The organism is Nocardioides sp. 31GB23 (genome assembly GCF_040012395.1).
Lineage (GTDB): Bacteria > Actinomycetota > Actinomycetes > Propionibacteriales > Nocardioidaceae > Nocardioides > Nocardioides salarius.
Window position 1 is genome coordinate 1 of sequence record NZ_JBDYKJ010000032.1, and the last position, 21,725, is coordinate 21,725.

Sequence of the window (21,725 nt, forward strand, 5' to 3'; positions counted from 1 at the left end):
CGCAGCACCACCCGCAACCGACGCCGCTCCGCCTTGCGGACCTCCGCCTCGGCCTCGTGGGCGAAGTCGAGCAACCACTCAGCATCGAGGTCGTCGACCTCGAGGGGCTGTCCGTGGCTGTCGGTCTCGATCATGACCCGATTCTACTCGAACACACGTTCGAGCACAAGGGTCGATCGGCCCCTGGGGACAGGCCCTGGGAGCCTCCTGGGCGTCCCTGCCGGCAGTGGGCACGACCGCGGGACAGGTCCCCGCACACCCGGACCGAGCTCGCTTAGCGCTCGACCTACTTCGCCGAGCACTACGTGGCGGGCGCGGCACCCCCGGACGGAGACGTGACGGTCGTCCACTCCGCCGGGGGAGGTCGCTTCCCCTTCGGGCGTTCGTGGAACGTGACCGAGCTGCGGGCCGACTTCTCGCCCTGGGATCCCGAGGACCTGGCCGAGATCCTGTGGATCGAGGACGTGAACTGCCCGAACGGGACGGGCAGGACGGACGTCGCGCGAGCCGGGTGACCCGCCGCGACCTCCCGGGGCCGGGTCGCGGGCTCCCAGCCTCCTCGTCTCACCCGGCGACGAGTTCGTCGATCTGGTTGATCGCCGCCGACGAGCCCTCGACGATGCCCATGTCGAGCACGGCCTGCAGCGCCTCGGCGCTGGCGTAGGTGCCGACGTACGTCGCTCGGGTGCCGCCGTCGTGCTCGACGAAGGTGACGACGTTGGAGCTCACCGGCAGGTCGGTGTTCTTGGTGAACTGCTCGTCGAGCGCGAAACCGTCGTCGAAGGTGAAGCCGAAGGGCTCGTCGACACTGACGACCTCCCAGTAGCCGTAGTAGCGCTCCCCCTCGGGGCTGGTCATGTAGTAGTTCGTCCGCCCGCCGGGGGCGAGGTCGTGATCGACGAAGGTGGCCGGGTAGGTCGGCGGCCCCCAGACCCGCTCGAGCTGGCGCGGGTCGGCGTACACCTCCCAGATCCGCTTCGGCGGCGCCGCGAAGTGGGCGACGATGGTCAGGGTGCGGGTGTCGAGGTCGTGGGTGACGTCGGTGACGGGCATGGCGATCAGTCCTCCGTGGATGGCTGCGTGGGTGGTGGGGGCGCCTGCTCGGCGCCGGGACCGGGCTCGGCGATCAGCTCGTCGATCCGGGAGATGCGGCCCCGCCAGAGGAGCTCCAGCTCGGTGAGCATCGCGCCCACCGACCGCACCGCTGCGACGTCGCCGCTGGCGAGGGCCTCGCGTCCCTGCCGACGCTTGGTCAGCAGGCCCGCCCTCTCCAGCACGGCCACGTGCTTCTGCACCGCGGCGAAGCTCATGTCGTAGGACGCCGCGAGCGTCGAGACGGAGTGCTCCCCGGCCAGCACCCGGCGCAGGATGTCGCGCCGGGTGCGGTCGGACAGTGCGTGGAACCAGGCGTCCGCCGCGTCCTCTCCGTCCATGGAACCAACATACAACCAATTGGTTGTATGTTGTCAAGGCCCCCGTCTACTCGAGCCGGGCCACCAGCGGCAGGCGCGACCGGGCGGTGAGGCCGACGACGGCCGAGGTGAGCAGCGGCAGGCCCACCACCACCCCGAGCACCAGCAGCCACGGCACGTCGAGGTAGTGGCTGGGCCCGCCCGCACCCTCGCCGAACCCGTACGGCGCCGTCAGCGGGTAGGTGATCGCCACCCCCGGCACGGCGCCGACCAGGGCGCCCAGCACCGCACCCACCAGACCCACCACCAGCGCGTACGCCGCCGCCACCCCGCGGCGGGTGCGGGGCGTCGCACCGACCGCGGAGAGGGTGGCCAGGTCGGGCCGGGCGTCGGAGAGCGCCAGGAAGGTGGCGGTCAGGGTGCCGCCCAGCATCAGCACCGCGCCGAGGCCGGCCAGCACCAGCTGCACGACCACGGTCCCGTCGTCGGCCTGGTAGCCGCGCTCGGCGTACACCGAGGCGTCGGGCGCGGCACCACCGACGACCTCGCGGATGTCGCGCTCCTGCCCGGCCGGCACCGGGCCGGGCAGGTAGAGCCCCACCTCGCGCACCGGCGCGGCGAGCCGCTCGGCGGCCGCCTCGGAGAGCACGCCCTGCAGCGGCGCATAGCCCTGCTCGACGACGACGAACGTGGCCGGCAGGACGGCCCGCTCGCGGCGAGCATCGGGGCCGCGCACCCGCAGCACCACCACGGCCTCGTCGTCGGCCACCGGCGCGTCGACGTAGGCGAGCACGCCGCCCGCCGCGAGCGTGCGGTCGGCGGCCTCCCGCTCCGAGTCCGAGAGCCCGGTCGCGGGCCCCGGCACCTCGTCGGCCACCAGCACGCTGGAGGAGAACGAGCCGCCGTACGACGACAGCACCGACTCCCCGCCGGTGCGCCGGAACTGCACGTCGGTCCAGCGCCCCTCGTCGGGATCGACGCCGTCGAGGCGGCGCACCTCGAGGTCGGGCGCCACGCCCGCGACCGTGGCCTCGAGCAGGTCGTAGTCGGCGCGGCGCCGGTAGTCGACGACGCTGACGGCGTCCATCGGCAGCGTGGCGGTGTAGGTCTCGCGGTTCTGCGCCTCGTCGCTGGTGACCGCGATCCCCAGCGCGACGACGCCGGCCACGGTCGCCGCGACCGCCGCGACGGCGGGGACCGTGCGACTGCGGTGCCGGGCGGCGTCGCGGGCCGCGAAGCGCAGCGGCAGCGGCAGCCCCCTGGCCAGTCGCGCCACCGCGACGACCACGACGGGCACCAGCAGGACCATGCCGAGCACGCTGAGCAGCGCGGAGGCGGCGATCGCGATCTCGCCGCCGTCACCCGTGCCCGTCCGGGCACCCCACACCGCCGCGGCGAGGCCGGCACCCAGCAGCACCAGGCCGACCAGCGGGGACCGGCGCGAGGCGCGCGCGTCGCCGCGCCGCCCGTTGAGCACCGCGACCACGTCCTGCCGCGAGGCCAGCCATGCCGGCACGACCGCAGCCAGCAGGGCGCTGAACAGGCCGAACCCGGCGACGACGAGCAGGTGGGTCCACGTGACGTCGAAGGGCCCGAACCGGGTGGCGGAGAAGCGCTGGACCAGCGGCATCAGCGCCAGCGCGCCGAGCAGCCCGAGCAGCACCCCGAGCACGGCGGCCACCGCGCCGAGCACGACCCCGGAGGCAAGGACCACCCTGCGCGCCTGCGCCGGGGTGCCGCCCGCGGCGGCCATCAGCGCCAGGGTGCGGGCCTGGCGACGCGCCCCGACGGCGAACGCCGGCCCGGCGAGCAGCACGACCTCGAGCAGCACCATCACCACGACCAGCACCAGCACCGTGATCACCGAGGCCTCCAGCAGGTCGGAGCCCCACTGCACCTCCATCGGCAGCTCGTCGCCGGCAGGAGGGTCGTTCATCACCGCCCGGGACAGCACCGTGGCCCCCACGGCGTTGAGCTCGAGCACCTGGTCCCAGGTGACGGGGTCGCCCCCCACGAGGTACTGGCGCGACGCGTCCCGCCCGAGCCCGAAGGCGCCCGGCAGACCGAACGCCCGCGGCTGTCCGGTGTAGCGGGCGCTCCGCGCCGTGCCGACGATGCTCAGCCGGGATCCGTCCTCGAGGGTCAGCGCGTCACCGGGACCACGCTCGAGCAGCTCGGGGCTGACCACGACCTCCGAGGTGTCCGCCGGCCAGCGACCCTCGACCAGGTCGACCAGGCCCGCGGCCAGAGGGTCGTCGAGCCGGGTCTCGAGGACGTCGGCGTCGCCGAGGCCGAGCTCGGTCTCGAAGCGCACCCGCCCCTGGTCCAGGACGGCCGTGGGGCGGGGGCCGAGGACCTCCTCGATGCCGGCCGCCGTCAGGGGCTCGGACCTGCCGCCGCCCTCGAACGCCTGCCCTTCGCCCGGGTCGGGCTTCTGGTAGGCCTGCCCACCCCCGACCGGCGCCTCCACGAGCGCCGCGGCCCCGCCCAGGCGGCGTTCGAGCACCTCACCGCCCGAGACCTGTGACGTGCTGTAGACGGTGTCGGCGATCGCCACGGCCGCCACCGGCAGCGCGATCATCACCAGCACCAGCAGGCTGCGCCCGCGGGCGCGCAGGGCGTCACGCCGAGCCACCCGCAGCGCCAGCCGCCAGCTCCTCACGGCCGTGCGCCCAGGTCGAGCAGCGCCTCGACCGGCTCGCAGCCCGACTCGTCGACGACCACGCCGTCGCGCAGGAAGACCACCCGGTCGGCCCAGGCGGCGTGCCGGGCCTCGTGGGTGACCAGCACGCCCGCGGCGCCGGCGTCGCAGCGCGCCCGCAGCAGCCGCAGCACCTCCTCGCCGGTCTCGCTGTCGAGCGCGCCGGTGGGCTCGTCGGCCAGGACCAGCCGACGCTCGCCCACGATGGCGCGGGCGATGGCGACCCGCTGCTGCTGGCCGCCGGACATGTCGTCGGGGAAGCGGTCGGCCAGCTCGACGATGCCGACCTCCTCCAGCGCCCGCAGCGCGGCCTGCCGGGCCGCGCGGGTGCGGGTGCCGTCGAGCTCGAGGGGCAGGGCGACGTTCTCGGCGGCGCTCAGCGCCGGGATCAGGTTGAAGCCCTGGAAGACGTAGCCGATCGACGTACGCCGCAGCCGCGAGCGCCCGGCCTGGGGCAGGGCGACCAGGTCGGCGCCCTCCACCTCGACCCGGCCCTCGGTGGGCTGGTCGAGGCCGCCGGCGATCGTCAGCAGCGTCGACTTGCCGGAGCCGCTGGGGCCCATCACCGCGACCAGCTCGCCGGCGTGGGCGGCGAAGGAGACCCCGCGCAGCGCCTCGACGCGGGTGGGGCCCTCGCCGTGGACCCGGGTCACGCCGTGCAGGCGCAGCACCGCACCGCCGGGGCTCATCGGGTCGCCTCCGTCGTGGTCTCGCGGCGAGCGCGGGAGCGCGCGACGGCCTCGCGCAGCCGGTCGGCCGACTGGGCCAGCCAGCGCTGCTCCTCGCGGCGCAGCCGGGCCGCCTGGGCGACCTGCAGCTCCCCGCTCATCGTCCGGCCTCCTGCTCGTCGCGCTCGAAGCGGGCGGGGGTGATCAGCGGCTTGGACCGGGTGGCCTCGCGACGTACGCGGGCCTCGCAGTGGTCGAGCCAGCGGATCTCGGCCTCGGCGGCGAAGACCAGCGAGTCGAGCACCAGGCTCCAGGCGAGGTCGGTGCGACCGGTCGACGCGTCGGCCTGCCGCTTGAGGCGGGTGTAGTCCTGCAGCGCCCCCATCGTGGCGCTGCGCTGGCGCTGGATCAGGGTGCCGACGTCGACGCCGGGCACGGTGACCGCCAGGGCCAGCTTGATCGCCAGCTCGTCGCGCGGAGGCTGGGTGCGCGCGACCGGGGTGGTGAACCAGGTGGCGACCTCGTCGTGGCCGGCAGCGGTCAACCGCCAGATCTCGTGACCCTCGTCGTCGGCGCCCGCGGGCTCGACGAGGCCGTCGCGCTCGAGCCGGGTCAGGGTCGTGTAGACCTGCCCGACGTTGAGCGGCCACGCCGACCCGGTGCGGGCCTCGAACTCCGTGCGCAGCTGGTAGCCGTACATCGGCTCCTGCTCCAGCAGCGCCAGCAGCGCCTGCTTGACCGACATCTCGTGCCTCCACCCGTCGAGGACCCGCGTCCTGGGAACCTGCCTACCGGGTATGTATACCACGTATGCATACTCGGTAGGCAACGGTTTTCCGCAGGCACGCACGAGGCGGCCGCCCCGGTCCCCCGGGACGGCCGCCTCTGCGTGCTGGGTGGTGCTGGTTGCTAGCTGGTCACTCGGTGGAGACCGACAGGACGGTCGGCGCGAGCGCACCCTCGTAGGTCAGCAGGCCGAGGTACTCCGCCCCCTCGTCCAGGCCGGTCCAGCTCACGTCGAAGGACGTGGGCTGCTGGGCCTGGGTCGGCACCGGGTTGGGGTCGACGGTGAGGTCACCGAGGTCCGCACCGGCTCCGACGAGGAAGGTGTCGAAGTCGTACTCGACCGGGCTGCCCTCGGAGCCGGCGGCGTAGCCGTCGACCTCGAAGAAGTACGCCCCGGCCTCGGGAGCGGTGATGTCGACCCGCTCGTCGGCCGAGCCGGTCGCGGACTGGCCGGCGTAGGCGTAGATCGTGGCCGGGTCGCACGAGCGGGCGGCGTAGACGTAGAGGTCGAGGTCGCTGCTGTCGTCGATCGCGTCGAGGTCGAAGCGGGCGAAGTCGACGCCCTCGGGGACCTCGATGCACTCCGACAGCACGCTGTCGCCCTCGGCGACGGAGCCGTCGGCCGAGATGCCCTGGGCGAGGCCGGCGGTGCCGATGGCCAGCTCACCGGTGGTCGACGGGGTGATCTCGACCGTGGTCGAGCCGTCGGTGCCGGTGCCCTCGACCGAGAGCGGGGCCTTGACCGAGACCGGGCGCAGCGCGACCGGCAGACGCATCTTGGTCGGGCCGACCAGCGTCACGACACCCTGCGAGAACTCGCCGAGCGGCGCGTCGGTGCGGGTGAACTCGATGGTGAGGTCCTCGATGTCGCCCTTGCGCTTGGCGGTGACGGTCTCGGGGAAGCTCGCCTCGAAGCCGGGCAGGTTGACCTTGACCTTCCAGGTGCCGGTCATGGTCGAGACCATGGTGCGGGTGAAGGAGGTCGTGCCGGCCACCTGGCCCTGCGCCATCGAGGGCAGGTTGACCTCGGTCGCCGGGATCGCCGGGACGCCCGTGGGCAGGCCCTGGCCGGTCAGGAAGCCGCGCCACTCGCGCGCGCCGGAGCCGATGTGCCAACCCGGGTTGAAGAACTTCTTCGGGTTCACGATGCCGGCGCCCTGGGCGAGGGCCTCGCCCGAGCCCTTGCCGTCGGCGGTGCGGGTGCGGTTGGCGGTGGTCATCATGGCCGACTGCACGTCCTGGGGCGACCAGGTCGGGTAGGTGCCCATCAGGAAGGCACCCAGGCCCGCAACGTGCGGGGCGGCCATCGAGGTGCCGGAGTAGAGGTCGTAGTCGCGCCCGGCGTTGGTCGGGGGCGAGACGGCGGCCAGCACGCTCGAGCCCGGCGCGGCGATGTCGGGCTTGAGGATGTCGGACTCGTTGGCGACGGCCGGGCCGCGCGAGGAGAAGCCCGAGACCTGCGGCAGCGGGGTGACCTTGTCGGTCTTGTTGCCCAGGCGGAACGCGGCGGTGGCGGCGGTGCCGGCCTCGTCGAGGTACTCGTAGACCGTCGCGCCGTCGACCTCGTCGAGGTGGATCGTCGGGACCGAGTGGAAGTCGGCGTCGAGGCTGTTCTCCGACGGGTTGACCATCACCATGCCCACACCACCGGCGCGGGCGACCTCGGCGGACTTGGCCACCCGGTCGTAGGCGCCGCGGTCGCAGACCACGATCTTGCCCTCGGCCAGGGCCGGGTCGAGGCTGTCCGGGCCGCACAGCGCGGCGTCGGCGAGGTCCTCGGTGCCGGCCACGGAGACCGAGTCGACGAGCGGGGTCTGCGGCAGGCGGGTGCCCGAGATCGAGGCGCCGACCAGCTTGGTGCCATCACCCAGCTTGAGGGTGTTCTCGAAGTTCACGTGCGTGGTCGAGGCCACGGTGGTCAGCCAGGGGCTGTTGTGGGCGACCGTCGAGGCGTCGGGGCCGCTGTTGCCGGCGGAGGCCGCGACGAAGATGCCCGCCTCGGCCGCACCCTCGAAGGCCACCTCGACGGAGTCCACGACGGTGTCGGTGGCGCCCGAGATCGAGAAGTTCAGCACGTCGACGCCGTCGGCGACCGCGTCGTCGATGGCGCCGAGGATGGCGTCGGTGTAGCAGCCACCCGAGTCGGGGTCGGTGTCCTCCCAGCAGACCTTGTAGACCGCGATCTTCGCGGCCGGGGCCATGCCCGAGAGCTTGCCGAACTCGCGGCCCTCGACCTCGACGCCGCGCACGATGTTGCCGGCGGCCGTCGAGGCGGTGTGCGAGCCGTGCCCGCCACCGTCACGCGGGGAGAGGAACTCGTCCTCGGCCTTCTCGGCGGCACCCGAGGCGATCTGGGCCTCGAAGGAGTCGGAGTAGAAGCGCGCCCCGACCACCTTGTCGTTGCACAGGGTGGCCTCGAACTCCTCGCCGGCCTCGCAGGCGCCGGTGAAGACACCGCCGTCGAGCTTCTCCATGCGGGTGTTGCCCTCGGCGTCCATCGTGATGTCCCACTTGGTGCGGGGCTCCTCGCCGATGGCGTTGCCCGAGAAGGACTCCGACTCGGGCCAGTAGCCCGAGTCGATGACGCCGGCCACCACACCGTCGCCGGCCCTCGGCCGCGGGCCCTGCGCCTTCCAGGCGCCCTTCTTGCCGGTCATGCCCAGGAAGTCACCGGTGTTCCAGGTGTCGAGCTCGCGCGCCTGGTTCTTCTCCACCAGCAGCACCCGGCGGTCGCCGGCGAGCTCGAGGGCCTGCTTGGCGCTGAGGTCGGCGACGAAGGAGTTGCTCGCGATGGTGTTGCTCAGGACCGGCTCGACGCCGGCCTCGTCGGCGACGGTGCGCTGGGTGCGCTCGAGGTGCGCGGTGTAGGCGCGCACCTTGTCGCTGTCGGCGCGGAACTGACCACCCTGGGGGGCACGGGTGGCCGCGAAGCGGCGGTCGCCGCCGGCGTACGTCGCGGCCGCGGGGTCACGCAGCACGACGACGTAGCGCCCGGCGTCGTAGGACGTCAGGGCGTCGGCGCCGGTGGGCGCCTGGGGGGTGGCGGTGTCGTCGGCGGCGGAGGCCGCCGGCACCGAGGCCGCGACTCCGGCCGCGAGGAGTCCCGCGGAGATGAGGCCGATGCCGCGCTGGCGCGCGGAGCGGCTCGCTGCAGTGGTGTGCACGAGTGTGATGTCTCCTGTAGCTGCCCGAGAAACCACCCGTGCGCCGACACCGAGACGGTCGGTCGCGAACACGGGGGTGGTACAGACCACAATTCATCACCCCCCTTCAGGTCAAGGGGTTGCCCCCCAGGGCATGGCAACGGTTTCGTAACGGTGACCGCGGCGTGACCTCCCGGGTGAGGTGTGGGCGGCGTCGCCGAGACTGTCCCCATGACCACCACCCTGATCACCGGCGCGTCCTCCGGCCTCGGCGCCGAGATGGCCCGCCAGCTCGCCGCGCGCGGCGAGGACCTCGCCCTGTGCGCGCGGCGCACCGACCGGCTCGACCAGCTGCGCGCCGAGATCCTCGCCGCCCACCCCGGGCGCCGCGTGGCGCTGCGCACCCTCGACGTCACCGACCCCGAGCAGGTGCCGGTCGTCTTCGAGGAGCTGCGCGCCGAGCTCGGCGGGCTCGACCGGGTCGTCGTCAACGCGGGCCTCGGCAAGGGGGCCGCGCTCGGCACCGGCCAGGCCGCCGCCAACCGCGAGACCGCCACCACCAACTTCCTCGGCGCGCTGGCCCAGACCGAGGCCGCGATGGAGGTCTTCCGGGCCCAGCGCTCGGGCCACCTGGTGATGGTCTCGTCGATGTCGGCGATGCGCGGCATGCCCACGTCGATGACGACCTACGCCGCCACCAAGATCGGCGCCGCGTTCCTCGCCGAGGGCCTGCGCACCGAGCTGCACGGCACCGAGCTGGGCCGCACCGTCGACGTGACCGTGCTCTACCCCGGCTACATCGCCTCGGAGATGAACGAGCAGGTCGCGCAGCAGACCCCGCTGATGGTCTCCACCGAGAAGGGCGTGCGCTCGATGGTCGCGGCCATCGAGAAGCGTGCCGACTCCGCCTGCGTGCCCGCGCTGCCGTGGGCACCGCTGTCGGTGGTGATGAGGCACGCCCCGCTGGGCGTGCTCAAGCGTCTGCTCTGACCGCTGTGGTGAGGTGGAGTCCCGCGAGCACGTGGCTCAGGCCGCGGTGCTCGCGGGTCGGCCACGTCGCCGCCAGCGTCAGCGCGAGGTACGCCGCCAGCGCGGCCCCGCCCCACGGCAGGTCGCCCAGCCCGAGCGCGAAGACCGGCGCCAGCCCGGTGGCGAGCTTGACCACCCGCTGGGGGCCCACCAGCCAGCGCGAGCGGCTCGTCGTGCGCAACGAGACAACCCACTCCCCCACGGTGCGACCGGCCCCCAGCACCAGCACCGCCTCGAGCGCGAACGGCACGCTCCACTGCAGCAGCACCTGCAGGTCGCGCCACGGGCCCACGTCGAGCACGTAGACGTTGAGGAACCGCACGCCGATCGCCACCGCCGCCCCCACGGCCACCACGAAGACCACGTCGCAGGCCATCCCCACGACCCGCCGCCCCCAGGTCACCCGCTCGGGCAGCGGCCGGGCCTGCGGGTCGCGGCGCCGCACCACCGCCCACGAGGCCAGCGAGCCCAGCACCGCCCCGGTCGCGTTGAGCAGCACGTCGTCGACGTCGAGCAGCCGGTAGGCGCAGTCGTAGAGGCCCCAGATGCCGGTGCCCTGCGTGGTCTCGACCAGCACCGAGGCCGCCAGCCCCAGCAGGCCCGCCACGACCACGCCGCGCCGCAGCACACGGCGTACGAAGAACCCGAAGGGCACGAAGAGCAGCACGTTGAGGGCGACCTGCAGGAAGGCCGGCTGGCGCAGCAGCGCCCGCACACCGCCCTCGTCGGGCAGCGCGACCCGGCCCACCGAGGTGAGCGGGTCGAGCTGGGTGGGCCGGCAGGTGAAGGAGCCGGGGTCGGGCAGCGGCAGCAGCGTGTAGGTCCACAGCGCCAGGCCGTAGACGGCCGCGGCCAGCAGGAGCAGCAGCTCGCCGGGCGGCAGCCGGCCGGTGCGGCGGTAGCGCACCGCCGCGGTCGGCACCAGCAGCAGCACCGCGACGACCGAGCCCAGCCCGACCGCCCAGAGCGCGTTCATCGCCTGGGTCGACACCGCGGTGGCCCGGCTAGCGGTAGGTCAGCCGGTCGGGCGCGAGGTGCTCGTGCTCGTTGAAGGTCAGCAGCCGCGGTCCGCCGCGCCCGACGACGACCCGGGTGACCGAGGTGTTGGCGCACACGGTGTTGAGCCGCTGCCAGGTGGCGGCGTACGTCGCGTCGTCGGCCTGCTCGCCCAGCAGCAGCGCCGCACCCACCGCGGCCACGACCCCGCCCGAGGTGACCACCACGACGCTGCGCCCGCTGCCGGCCTGCTCGGTCACGGCGTCGAGGGCGGCGCGGGTGCGCGCCCGGAAGCCGCGGTAGGTCTCGTCGTAGTCGGCGTCGTGGTCACCGGTGCTCCAGCGCTCGGTGGCCCGCTCGAAGACCTCCTGGAAGGCGCGGCGGTCGAGCTCGCCCTCGGGCAGGTCGGGGTAGGCGCCGACGACGGAGAGGTGGTCGAACTCGTCCCAGCGCTCGTCCAGCTCGTGGGCGGGATCCGCCTGCCAGCCGGCCCCCTCGGCGAGCGCCTCGAGGGTCTCGCGGTGCCGGCGCATCGAGCCGTGCACGACGCCGGTGGGGGCCACCCCGCGCTCGGTGAGCCAGCCCCCGAGGGTGCGGGCCTGCTCCCAGCCGGTCGGCGAGAGCACGTCGTAGTCGTCGGCGCCGAAGGAGGCCTGGCCGTGGCGGACCAGCAGCACGACGCCCATCAGCGGGCGGCCAGCAGGCGTCGGCAGCGCTGCTCGAGGTAGGCCACGACCTGGCCGAGCGGGGCGTAGGCCTCGTTGGTGGTCTGGCCGTGCACGTAGCGGTACCAGATCTGCTGGGCGATGACCGCGAGCCGGAACAGGCCGAAGACCTCGTAGAAGGCCAGGTCGTCGGCCGAGGGGGCGTGGCCGGTGCGCTCGCAGTAGCGCCGCACCAGCTCCTCGCGCGTCCACATGCCCGGCGCGTTGGTCGGCTGGCGGCGGAAGAGCTGGAACATGTCGTCGTCGTCGGCCTGCACCCAGTAGGCCAGGGTCGAGCCCAGGTCCATCAGCGGGTCGCCGACGGTGGCCAGCTCCCAGTCGAGCACCGCGACGACCCGCGGGTCGTCGGGGCCGCCGTCGAGCACCAGGTTGTCGAAGCGGTAGTCGTTGTGGATCAGCACCTGCGCGACGTCGGCGGGCTGGTGCTCCTCGATCCAGCCCAGCACGTCGGACCAGTCGCCGGTGTCGTCGGTGCGCGAGCCCTCGAGGCGCGTCGTCCAGCCGCGCACCTGCCGGGCGACGTACCCCTCGCCGCGCCCGAGGGCGGCCAGCGCCGGCACCTGGGTCACGTCGACGGAGTGCAGCTCGACCAGCACGTCGAGGGCGCGCTCGCAGAGCAGCCCCACCGCGGCCGGGTCGACCTCGCCCCACGAGGCGGGCAGGTCCTGGCGCAGGATCGTGCCCGGCACCTGCTCCATCACGTAGAACGGCGAGCCCAGCACCGACTCGTCGCTCTCGTGGCCCACCATCCGCGCGACGTGGTCGAAGACGGGCGCCAGCGCCGCCTGGATGTCGTGCTCGCGACCCATGTCGTGGGCGCCGGCGGCCTTGCGCCCGCTCGGCGGGCGCCGCAGCACCAGGTCGTACGTCGACCCGTCGGGGCGCGGCTGGCGCACCAGGTAGGTCAGGTTGGAGGCGCCACCACGGAACTGGCGCACCTCGGCGACCTGGTCGATCCCGGTGCGCGGGGCGAGCCACGCGGCGAGCGCGTCGGTGTCGAAGGCGTCCTCGTCACGGACCCGCCCGGCCGGGTTGTCCTGCTGCATCGGCTGCGTCTCCTGCGTCTCCTGCGGTGGCGGGGCTCAGCGCAGCGACATCGAGCCGGACACGTCGGCCGCGAAGGGCAGCTCGGCGTGCTCGGCGATGCGGCCGTCGAGGTTGGCGGCGACGTCGTCGGGCCACGGGGCCGTCTTGCGGGTCTCCATGTCGATGTGGAGGAAGATCTCCTCCATCACGTAGCTGACCCGCTCGTGGGTGTCGTCGAGCAGGTAGACCAGGGCGTGCGCGGCCCGCTCGGAGCGGCCCAGCAGCCGCACCCGCGCCGACATCCGGTCCCCGGTGCGCAGCTCGGCGAGGTAGGTCAGGTGGTGCTCGGCGGAGAAGATCGCGTGCCCCTCGGCCGGCCACATCTGCGGGATGCCCAGCTCGACGAGCGAGTAGTCGAGGCCCTCGCTGGCGATGCCGGTGTAGTGGCGCACGTTGAGGTGGCCGTTGGCGTCCTCGAAGGCGACCGGCACGGGCTGCTCGGCCCAGGCCGGCAGACCGACGAGGTCGGCGTAGGTGGGGTGCGCGTTCTTGCTCTCTGGAGTGCTCACGGGGCACGACCTTACTGATCCCCGGCCCCACCCACGCCGACCCGGCCCATATCTCGCGCCGAGCCGGCGCAAATGTCACACCGGCCCGGTCCCGGAGCCCCTCGAGGAGGGGCGTCCGGGCCGGGCCGGTGCGTGGTGGTGCGGGATCAGGCGGGGAAGGACTCGCCCTTCTCGGCCATCTCGCGCAGGCGGTCCGTGGGGCGGAACCGGTCGCCGTACGCCGCCGCGAGCTCGTCGGCGCGACGCACGAAGGCACCCAGGCCCACCTCGCCGTCGACGTGGCTGTAGCCCTGCATGAACTGCGCGGCGCCACCGGTCATCGGCGGGAAGCCGATGCCCATGATCGAGCCGATGTTGGCGGCCGCGGCGGAGGTGATGACGCCCTCCTCGAAGCACTTGGCGGTCTCGAGCGCCTCGGCGAAGAGCATCCGGTCGCGGCAGTCGGCGATCGGGGGCTGCTCCTGGGCGAGGGGGAACATCTCGGAGAGGCCCTCCCACAGCGTGACGCGCTTGCCCTGCTCGTCGTAGTCGTAGAACCCGGCGCCGCGCAGGCGGCCGGCGCGGCCGGCCTCGAGCATCCGGTCGACCACGGCGGTGCCGGGGTGCTCGGCGACCTGCTTGCCGTCGCGCTCACCTGCCTCGCGGGTGGCCTTGGCGATCTTGCCCATCAGCTCGAGGTTGAGCTCGTCGGAGAGCTGCAGCACCGGGGCCGGGTAGCCGGCCTGGCTGGTGGCGCGCTCGATGGTCCAGGGCGCGACGCCCTCGGCGAGCATCGCCATGCCCTCGTTGACCATGAAGCCGATGACGCGCGAGGTGTAGAAGCCACGCGAGTCGTTGACCACGATCGGGGTTTTGCGGATCTGCTGGACCACGTCGTAGGCCTTGGCCAGCGCCTCGTCGGAGGTCTGCTCGCCCTTGATGATCTCGACGAGCGGCATCTTGTCGACGGGGCTGAAGAAGTGCAGGCCGATGAAGTCGGCGGGGCGGTCGACGCCCTCGGCGAGCTCGGAGATCGGCAGCGTCGAGGTGTTGGAGCACAGCAGCGCGTCGGGGTTGACGTGCGGGGCCACCTCGGCGAAGACCTTCGCCTTGAGCGCGGGGTCCTCGAAGACGGCCTCGATCACCAGGTCGCAGCCGGCCAGGTCGGCCGGGTCGCCGGTGGCGTGGATGCGCCCGAGCAGCTCGTCGGACTTCTCCTGGGTCAGCTTGCCGCGCTCGACGGCCTTGGCGTTGAGCTTCTCGGAGTAGGCCTTGCCCTTGGCGGCGTTCTCGGCCGAGACGTCCTTGAGCACGACCTGCATGCCGGCGCGGGCGCAGGAGTAGGCGATGCCGGCTCCCATCATCCCGGCGCCCAGGACGCCGACCTTGGTGGCCTGGAAGCGCTCGACGCCCTGCGGGCGCAGCTTGCCGGCGCCGATGGCCTGCAGGTCGAAGAAGAACGCCTGGATCATGTTCTTCGAGCCCTGGTTGACGATCAGGTTGGTCAGGTAGCGCGACTCGATGCGCGAGGCGGTGTCGAAGTCGCGGCTGGCGCCCTCGACCGCGGCCGAGAGGATCGCGCGGGTGGCGGGGTAGACAGCGCCCTTGGTCTGCTTGCGCAGCAGCGCCGGGAAGGCCGGCAGGAACGCCGCGAGGCCGGGCGAGCGCGGGGTGCCGCCGGGCATCTTGTAGCCCGGCGCGTCCCACGGGTTGGCGTGCGCGTCGGGGTTGGCCTGGATCCAGGCCTTGGCCGCGGGCACCAGCTCCTCGCGGGTGGCGACGAGCTCGTCGACCAGGCCGGCCTCCTTGGCCTGGGCCGGCTTGAACTGCTTGCCCTCGAGCAGCACGCCCATCAGGGCGTCCTGCAGGCCCAGCATCCGCACGGTGCGGGTCACACCGCCACCGCCGGGCAGCAGCCCGAGGGTGACCTCGGGCAGGCCGAGCGCGACCTTGGGGTCGTCGACGACGATGCGGTGGTTGCAGGCCAGGGTGATCTCGAGCCCGCCGCCGAGCGCGGCGCCGTTGATGGCGGCCACGACCGGGCGGGGCAGCTTCTCGAGGCGGCGCAGGGCGGCCTTCATGCCCTCGGCCATCTCGAAGACGGCCGCGGCGTCCTCGGGGCCGGTCTTGACCATGCCCTTGAGGTCGCCACCGGCGAAGAAGGTCTTCTTGGCGCTGGCCACGACCACGCCGGTGACCGACGACTCGTCGGCGGCCAGCTCGTCGTACAGGCGGTCGATCGCGGCGTCCATGGACGACCGGTAGAGGTCGTTCATGGTGTTCGCGGACTGGTTCGGGTCGTCGAGGGTCAGGGTGACGATGCCGTCGGCGTCCTTGTCGTAGCGGACTGCCGTCTGGGTCTCGGTGCTGCTCATGTCTGTGTTCGTGTCCTGTTCGGTCTCAGGGAAGTCTTCTCGGTACGGCGACCGTGGTCGCCGCGCGTCACACCAGCTCGACGATGGTGGCGATGCCCATGCCCCCGCCGACGCAGAGCGTGGCGAGGCCGCGCTTCTGGTCGCGGCGGGCGAGCTCGTCGATGAGCGTGCCGAGGATCATCGCGCCGGTGGCGCCCAGCGGGTGGCCCATGGCGATGGCGCCGCCGTTGACGTTGGTGATCTCGTGGCTGATGCCCATGTCGCGCATGAAGCGCATCGCCACCGCGGCGAAGGCCTCGTTGATCTCGAACAGGTCGATGTCGCCGACCTCGAGCCCGGCCTTGGCCAGCGCCTTGCGGGCGGCGGGGGCGGGGCCGGTGAGCATGATCGTCGGGTCGGCGCCCGAGACGGCCATCGAGACGATGCGCGCTCGCGGGGCCAGGCCCAGGTCGGTGCCGACCTGCTCGCTGCCGATCGCCATCAGGGCGGCGCCGTCGACGATGCCGGAGGAGTTGCCGGCGTGGTGGACGTGGTCGATCTTCTCGATCCAGTGGTACTTCTCCAGCGCCACGTCGTCGAAGCCGGCGTCGCGGCCGGGCTGGGCGAAGGACGGCTTGAGCCCGGCCAGGCCCTCGGGGCTGGTGTCGGGACGGATCGTCTCGTCGTGGTCGAGGATCGTCAGGCCGTTGAGGTCGCGCACCGGGACCACGGCGTCGGCGAAGTAGCCGTTGGCCCAGGCCTTCGCGGCACGGTGGTGCGACTCGGCGGCGTAGGCGTCGACGTCGTCGCGGTTCCAGCCCTCGATGGTGGCGATCAGGTCGGCGCCGATGCCCTGGGGCACGAAGCCGGTGCTCAGCGCGGTGGCGGGGTCCATCGCCCAGGCGCCGCCGTCGGAGCCCATCGGCACGTTCGACATCGACTCGACGCCACCGGCGAGGACCAGGTCCTCCATGCCGCCGCGGATGCGGGCGGCGGCCTGGTTGACGGCCTCGAGCCCGGAGGCGCAGAACCGGTTGAGCTGCACACCGGCGACGGTCTCGGGGTAGCCCGCGGCCAGCGCGGCGGTCTTGGCGATGTCGCCGCCCTGCTCGCCGACGGGGGTGACGACGCCCAGCACGACGTCGTCGACGCGGTGCGGGTCGAGGCTGGGGTTGCGGGTGCGCAGCTCGTCGAGCAGCCCGACGGCGAGGTCGATGGCCTTGACCTCGTGCAGCGAGCCCGCCGCCTTGCCCTTGCCTCGCGGCGTGCGGATGTGGTCGTACACGAATGCTTCTGCCATGACCGTCCTCGGTTCTCGTGGAGCGCCGCGACCGCCGGGAGGCGTGGGCGCGCGCGTGCTGGCTCGATTGTGACACTATTACTGTCAGTGTCGTCAAGGACCAGGGCGACCGGGTTGGTCAAGAAGGAGTGTGATGGGCACCACGTCGGAGTCCGGGGCCGCGGACCTGCTCACCCTCGAGGAGCTCACCTCCCGGGTCGGGATGAGCGTGCGCAACGTGCGCTTCTACACGACCAAGGGCCTGGTGCCGCCGCCGATCCGGCACGGCCGCTCGGGCTACTACAGCGACGACCACGTGGCCCGGCTCGAGCTGGTGCGCGAGCTGCAGGGCCACGGCTTCACGCTCTCCGCCATCGAGCGCTACCTCGCGGCGGTGCCCGACGAGGCCACCCCCGAGCAGATCGCGCTGCACCGCACCATGCTCGCGCCCTGGCAGGCCGAGGCCACCGAGTCGATGACCCACGCGGAGCTGGCGACCCGGGCCGGGCGCACCCTCGAGGACGACGACGTGGCGCTGCTGGTCGCGCTGGGCATCGTGCGCCGGCGCAGCGGCAGCGACCTGCTCGACGTCACCCCCACCCAGCTGACCGTGGGCCTGGGCCTGCTCGACCTCGGCTTCCCCACCGCCGCCGCGACGGCCGCCGCCGAGGTGTACGCGCGGCACGGCCGCCAGGTCGCCGAGGAGCTCAACGAGCTGTTCCGCACCGTGGTGTGGCCCGCCTACAAGGAGGCGGGCGCCTCGGCCGAGACCGTGCGCGAGGTCGTGGAGCGCATCAAGCCGCTGTCGATCTCGAGCCTGGTGGCGGCCTACGAGGCCGCGATGGACCAGACCCGGCGCGAGCAGATCCGCGCCCGCGCCGACCGAGCCGGCCGGGGCTCCACCGCTGGGTGACCCCGGCGCAGGGGCCGAGTCCCTAGTGTGGGACCCATGAGCCTCACCGTCCTGGTCACCGGCGCCACCGGATTCGTCGGTCGCCGACTCGTCCCCGCCCTCGTCGAGGCCGGCCACCAGGTCAAGGCCATGACGCGCCACCCCGACACCTACGACGGCCAGGGCGACCCGGTCTTCGGCGACGTCAACGACCCCGGCAGCCTCGCCGCCCCGCTCGAGGGCGTCGACGTCGCGATCTACCTCGTGCACTCCCTCGACGACAACGACTTCGAGCGCAAGGACGCCGAGGCCGCGAAGACCTTCGCCCTGGCCGCCGCGGCCAACGGGGTGCAGCAGATCGTCTACCTCGGCGGTCTGGGCAAGGAGGGCTCCCAGCTCTCGCCCCACCTGCGCTCGCGACGCGAGGTCGAGAAGCTGCTGGCCGGCTCCGACGTGCCGGTCACGGTGCTGCGCGCCGCGATCGTCGTCGGCGCGGGCGGCATCTCGTGGGAGATGACCCGCAAGCTGGTCAAGAACCTGCCGGCCATGGTGGTGCCCAAGTGGGCCGCCACCCTGACCCAGCCGATCGCCCTCGACGACGTGATCCGCTACATCGTGGGGGTCACCGGGCTGGAGAAGGCCTACGGCCAGGTGCTCGAGATCGGGGGCGCCGACCAGCTGAGCTACGTCGGGATGATGCAGGAGGCCGGCGAGGTGATGCTCGGGCGGAAGGTGCCGGTGCTCAAGGTGCCGGTGGGCACCCCGCTGCTGTCGTCGTGGTGGATCAAGCTGATCACCGGCGTCAACGCCACCACCGCCGGCAACCTGATCGACTCGATGGGCACCGAGGTCGTCCAGACCGACTACACCATCCGCGACCTGGTGCCCGGCGAGCCGCTCACCTACGCCGAGGCCGTGCGCCGGGCCCTGGAGGAGGGCCCGCGCTGACGGCCGGCGCCTCCGGCGCTCCGCTCCAGGCCTGCGTCTGGGTCAGCCACAGCAGGTAGCCCAGGGCGGGGAGCACCAGCACCACCGCGAGACCGACCGCGACCAGCAGCCCCTGCAGGGTCGCCGCCGCGCCGGCGGCCTGCGCGAGGGTGACCTCGTCGACCAGCAGCCAGGGGTACTGCGCGACGCCCCAGCCGCTGACCACCGATGCCACGGCCAGCACGGCGCTCCACCGGGCGGGGCCGAAGCGGCGTACGGCGACGAGAGCCACGGTGGTGGAGCCGGCGAGGAACGAGACCAGCACCAGGGGCAGCGCGCGCCCCGTGAGCCCCGCCCACAGCGTGGGCGCGTCGTCGTGGAGCGGCACCAGGGCCGCCAGCACCACGGCTCCGGTGACCAGGCCCACGACCAGCACCCGCCGGCGCAGCGCGGCGGTGAGCCCGGTCTTGCCGGCCCGCGCGGCGTCGGTGAGCAGGAAGACCCCGGCGAGGAAGGCGCAGGTGCCGACCGCCACGACCCCGCCGACCAGCGACGTGGTGCCCGTCCAGGACGACCACGGGTCGCCCTCGCCGGCCGCGGGCACCCGACCGGACGCGATCGCCCCGGCGACGGTGCCGAGGAAGAAGGGGGTGACCACGGACGAGGCGGCGAAGACCACGCCGAAGAAGCGCGCCTGGGCCACCGTGGCGGCGTACTTGCGGAAGGCGAACGCCGAGCCGCGCAGCACGATGCCCACCAGGGCCAGGACCAGCGGCACCGCCAGCGTGGTCGCGACCGCGGCGAAGGTCGCGGGGAAGCCGGTCCACCACACCACGAGCACGAAGATCAGCCAGACGTGGTTGGCCTCCCAGACCGGGCCGATGCTGTGGTCGACCTGGCGGCGCAGCTCGGCGCCACGACGGGTCCCGCCCGCGGTGAGGTCGTAGAAGCCGGAGCCGAAGTCGGCCCCGCCCAGCACGGCGTAGGCGACCACCCCGGTGAACAGGGCCGCGGCGACCGCGATCTCGAGGCTCATCGGCGCTGCTCCTCGACGCGCTCGAGCTCGGGGCCGTAGGGGCTCGGCAGGCTCTCGTCGCCCTCGCGCCAGCGGCGGGCCATCGAGCGCAGCACCAGCACGGCGCCCACCGTCATCGCGGCGTACAGCAGCGCGGAGGCGCCCAGCACCCACCACAGCGCGGTGGAGGCGTTGCCCGCGGCCTCGGTCGTGCGCATCACCCCGTAGACCACCCAGGGCTGGCGACCCACCTCGGTGGCGATCCACCCGGCCTCGAGCGCCACCACGGCCAACGGCCCGGCGGCCACCGCGGCCCGCAGGAGCCAGGTGCCGCCACGCGCCTCCGGTCGCAGGAGGTCGTGGCCGCGCCAGCGCGCGACCCAGTAGACCAGGGCGAGCAGCGCCAGCGCGGTGCCGATGCCCACCATCGACTGGAAGGCCAGGTGCGTGATGTTGACCGGCGGCTGCTCGTCGAGCGGGATGGTGTCGAGGCCCTGGACCGGGGCCGTCAGCGAGTTCCTCGCGATCACGGACCCGAGGTAGGGGATGTCGATCGACCAGCGCACCTCGCCGTCGACCAGCAGTCCGCCCAGCCGCAGCGGCGAGGGGCTCTCGGTCTCGGTGGCGAGCTCGAAGGCGGCCAGCTTGGCGGGCTGCGTGTCGGCGAGCCGCGAGCCGAGCAGGTGCCCGATGGCCGGCTGCAGCAGCGCCGCCACCGACGCGAAGGCGAAGGGCACCGTGAAGCCGAGGCGGTGGTGCCGGTCGCGTCGACCGCGCAGCATCCCGGCGGCGTACACCGCGGCGATCGAGAAGCCGGCGACCATGAAGGCGGCGACCCACATGTGCAGGAACTGCCACAGCACGCCGCTGTTGAACATCGCGGCCCACGGGTCGACGTCGGTGACCTCGCCGTCGACGATGCGGAAGCCGGTCGGGTTGTTCATCCACCCGTTGACCGCCAGCACGCTGAAGGTGCCGGCGATGCCGGTCAGGGCCATCGGCACCAGCATGAGCAGGTGCCGGCGAGGCGGGATCCGTCCCCAGCCGTAGAGGTAGATGCCCAGGAAGATCGCCTCGAGGAAGAAGGCGACCCCCTCGAAGGCGAACGGCAGCCCGAGCACGTCCCCGAAGCGGCCCATCAGCCCGGGCCACAGCAGGCCCATCTCGAAGCTCAGCACGGTGCCCGAGACCGCACCGATCGCGAAGAGCACCGCGGAGACCTTCGCCCAGCGCCGGGCCAGCACGAGCGCCAGCGGGTCGTCGCGGTAGACCCCGCGCCAGTGCATCACCAGGATCATGGTGGGAAAGGCGACGCCGAAGCAGGCCAGCACGATGTGCCAGCCCAGCGAGAGCGCCATCTGCTGGCGCGCGGGCAGCAGGCCGGCCGGGTCGGGGACGTCGGCCGCGAGGGTGGTCAGTCCGGTGAGGAGGTCCACGCCGTCGACGGTACGACGGAGGGCGCCCGGCGCCCAGACTTTGTGAAGCGATTCACGAAGTCGTTGGGCCGCGTCAGGACAGGAAGATCAGCGGCAGCAGGAACAGCATCGACAGCGACCAGGTCAGGTGGGTCAGCACGGGGGCGAGGATGCCCCCGGAGGCCCGGCGCTGCAGGCCCACCACGACGCCGAGCAGCACGGCTGCGAAGCCGAGCATCACGTTGCCGGTGGCCAGCGTGGCCACCGTGTAGGCCACCGAGGTCACCGTGACCGGGTGCCGGGTCACCGCGGCGTAGCCCGCCCCGCGGAAGAAGAGCTCCTCGGCGATGCCGTTGAGCGCGGTCACCACGACCAGCAGCGCGATCGGCGTCTCCTCGGTGTAGCGCAGCACCGAGCGAATCTGGCTGACCAGGGGATCGGCGAAGGGGATCTCCCGGATCACCAGGGCCCCGGCGACGAAGACCGCGACCAGCAGCGCCCCGAGCAGGATCGGCGAGAGCACCGGGCGTCGCAGCCCGTCACCGCGCGCGATCCGGCCCAGGTGCAGCGGGCCGGAGGCGAAGGCGCCCACGGTCCACACCGCGGCGAGCACCAGGGTGAGCAGGTAGAACTGCTGGCTGCCCGGGTCGGTGCGCAGGGTGAAGCCGAGGACGACCGCCCCGACGAGGACGAACCCGATGGTCACGAGCTGGCGGCGGCGCAGCGCCGTGGGGGTCTGGCGCTGGTCGCGCGGGACCATCTCCCACAGGCTGCGGCGTACGAACTCGCGCACCGGGCTCATCCTCTCG

At 73.2% G+C, this 21,725-nt stretch carries 20 protein-coding genes; 4 read left to right on the forward strand and 16 right to left on the reverse strand.

Going from position 1 to position 21,725, the window contains the following annotated elements:
• Window positions 1-335 precede the first annotated feature (335 nt).
• On the forward strand, window positions 336-515 hold the full coding sequence (locus ABKW28_RS11780; RefSeq protein ID WP_348609712.1) for a hypothetical protein: 180 nt from the start codon (window positions 336-338) through the stop codon (window positions 513-515).
• A 49-nt stretch (window positions 516-564) separates the two neighbouring features.
• Here ABKW28_RS11780 and ABKW28_RS11785 read toward each other — a convergent pair whose 3' ends face one another.
• From ABKW28_RS11785 to ABKW28_RS11815, 7 genes are all read right to left on the reverse strand, one after another.
• On the reverse strand, window positions 565-1,053 hold the full coding sequence (locus tag ABKW28_RS11785; protein ID WP_348609715.1) for an SRPBCC domain-containing protein: 489 nt from the start codon (window positions 1,051-1,053) through the stop codon (window positions 565-567).
• Between the two features lie 5 nt (window positions 1,054-1,058).
• Complete coding sequence (locus ABKW28_RS11790; RefSeq protein WP_348609718.1) at window positions 1,059-1,433, reverse strand: metalloregulator ArsR/SmtB family transcription factor; 375 nt, start codon at window positions 1,431-1,433, stop codon at window positions 1,059-1,061.
• A gap of 46 nt (window positions 1,434-1,479) precedes the next feature.
• The gene (locus ABKW28_RS11795) at window positions 1,480-4,074 is read right to left on the reverse strand and encodes an FtsX-like permease family protein (protein ID WP_348609720.1); all 2,595 of its coding nucleotides are present in this window, start codon (window positions 4,072-4,074) and stop codon (window positions 1,480-1,482) included.
• Window positions 4,071-4,802 (reverse strand): ABC transporter ATP-binding protein, encoded by a 732-nt coding sequence (locus ABKW28_RS11800; protein WP_348609723.1) that lies wholly within the window; start codon window positions 4,800-4,802, stop codon window positions 4,071-4,073. Before ABKW28_RS11800 ends, ABKW28_RS11795 begins: the two co-directional genes overlap by 4 nt.
• Entirely contained in the window at window positions 4,799-4,942 is a 144-nt protein-coding gene (locus ABKW28_RS11805; RefSeq protein ID WP_341241365.1) for a hypothetical protein, read from the reverse strand. Before ABKW28_RS11805 ends, ABKW28_RS11800 begins: the two co-directional genes overlap by 4 nt.
• Window positions 4,939-5,526 (reverse strand): PadR family transcriptional regulator, encoded by a 588-nt coding sequence (locus ABKW28_RS11810; protein WP_348609726.1) that lies wholly within the window; start codon window positions 5,524-5,526, stop codon window positions 4,939-4,941. The genes ABKW28_RS11805 and ABKW28_RS11810 overlap by 4 nt, the downstream gene beginning before the upstream one ends.
• A gap of 172 nt (window positions 5,527-5,698) precedes the next feature.
• Window positions 5,699-8,731 (reverse strand): S8 family serine peptidase, encoded by a 3,033-nt coding sequence (locus tag ABKW28_RS11815; protein WP_348609729.1) that lies wholly within the window; start codon window positions 8,729-8,731, stop codon window positions 5,699-5,701.
• Between the two features lie 210 nt (window positions 8,732-8,941).
• Between ABKW28_RS11815 and ABKW28_RS11820 the strand changes: the two genes are divergently transcribed.
• Window positions 8,942-9,700 (forward strand): SDR family oxidoreductase, encoded by a 759-nt coding sequence (locus tag ABKW28_RS11820; RefSeq protein WP_348609731.1) that lies wholly within the window; start codon window positions 8,942-8,944, stop codon window positions 9,698-9,700.
• Here ABKW28_RS11820 and ABKW28_RS11825 read toward each other — a convergent pair.
• The 6 genes from ABKW28_RS11825 to ABKW28_RS11850 all read right to left on the reverse strand — a co-directional run bounded on the left by ABKW28_RS11825 (window position 9,684) and on the right by ABKW28_RS11850 (window position 16,688).
• Window positions 9,684-10,715 (reverse strand): VanZ family protein, encoded by a 1,032-nt coding sequence (locus ABKW28_RS11825; protein WP_348609734.1) that lies wholly within the window; start codon window positions 10,713-10,715, stop codon window positions 9,684-9,686. The two genes, ABKW28_RS11820 and ABKW28_RS11825, sit on opposite strands and share 17 nt — an antisense overlap.
• A 28-nt stretch (window positions 10,716-10,743) precedes the next feature.
• Entirely contained in the window at window positions 10,744-11,421 is a 678-nt protein-coding gene (locus ABKW28_RS11830) for a histidine phosphatase family protein (protein ID WP_348609736.1), read from the reverse strand.
• Window positions 11,421-12,506, reverse strand: a complete 1,086-nt coding sequence (locus ABKW28_RS11835; RefSeq protein ID WP_348609739.1) for a phosphotransferase family protein — start codon at window positions 12,504-12,506, stop codon at window positions 11,421-11,423. The genes ABKW28_RS11830 and ABKW28_RS11835 overlap by 1 nt, the downstream gene beginning before the upstream one ends.
• Before the next feature lie 36 nt (window positions 12,507-12,542).
• Window positions 12,543-13,055, reverse strand: a complete 513-nt coding sequence (locus ABKW28_RS11840; RefSeq protein ID WP_348609742.1) for a thioesterase family protein — start codon at window positions 13,053-13,055, stop codon at window positions 12,543-12,545.
• A 146-nt stretch (window positions 13,056-13,201) separates the two neighbouring features.
• Entirely contained in the window at window positions 13,202-15,409 is a 2,208-nt protein-coding gene (locus ABKW28_RS11845) for a 3-hydroxyacyl-CoA dehydrogenase NAD-binding domain-containing protein (protein ID WP_348609744.1), read from the reverse strand.
• Between the two features lie 67 nt (window positions 15,410-15,476).
• A complete protein-coding gene (locus ABKW28_RS11850; protein WP_348609747.1) occupies window positions 15,477-16,688 on the reverse strand; it encodes an acetyl-CoA C-acetyltransferase in 1,212 nt (403 codons plus the stop codon).
• 133 nt (window positions 16,689-16,821) lie between these two features.
• Here ABKW28_RS11850 and ABKW28_RS11855 point away from each other — a divergent pair, with 133 nt between their 5' ends.
• Window positions 16,822-17,580, forward strand: coding sequence for a MerR family transcriptional regulator (locus ABKW28_RS11855; RefSeq protein WP_348609750.1), 759 nt, complete (start codon window positions 16,822-16,824; stop codon window positions 17,578-17,580).
• Window positions 17,581-17,616: 36 nt separating this feature from the next.
• Complete coding sequence (locus ABKW28_RS11860) at window positions 17,617-18,507, forward strand: NAD(P)H-binding protein (protein WP_348609752.1); 891 nt, start codon at window positions 17,617-17,619, stop codon at window positions 18,505-18,507.
• Here ABKW28_RS11860 and ABKW28_RS11865 read toward each other — a convergent pair.
• From ABKW28_RS11865 to ABKW28_RS11875, 3 genes are all read right to left on the reverse strand, one after another.
• The gene (locus ABKW28_RS11865; RefSeq protein WP_348609755.1) at window positions 18,458-19,522 is read right to left on the reverse strand and encodes a cytochrome d ubiquinol oxidase subunit II; all 1,065 of its coding nucleotides are present in this window, start codon (window positions 19,520-19,522) and stop codon (window positions 18,458-18,460) included. The genes ABKW28_RS11860 and ABKW28_RS11865 overlap by 50 nt on opposite strands.
• Window positions 19,519-20,937: a cytochrome ubiquinol oxidase subunit I gene (locus ABKW28_RS11870; RefSeq protein ID WP_348609758.1), complete on the reverse strand. Its 1,419-nt coding sequence runs from the start codon at window positions 20,935-20,937 to the stop codon at window positions 19,519-19,521. The genes ABKW28_RS11865 and ABKW28_RS11870 overlap by 4 nt, the downstream gene beginning before the upstream one ends.
• 73 nt (window positions 20,938-21,010) lie before the next feature.
• Window positions 21,011-21,718, reverse strand: coding sequence for a CPBP family intramembrane glutamic endopeptidase (locus ABKW28_RS11875; RefSeq protein ID WP_193669480.1), 708 nt, complete (start codon window positions 21,716-21,718; stop codon window positions 21,011-21,013).
• Window positions 21,719-21,725 lie beyond the last annotated feature (7 nt).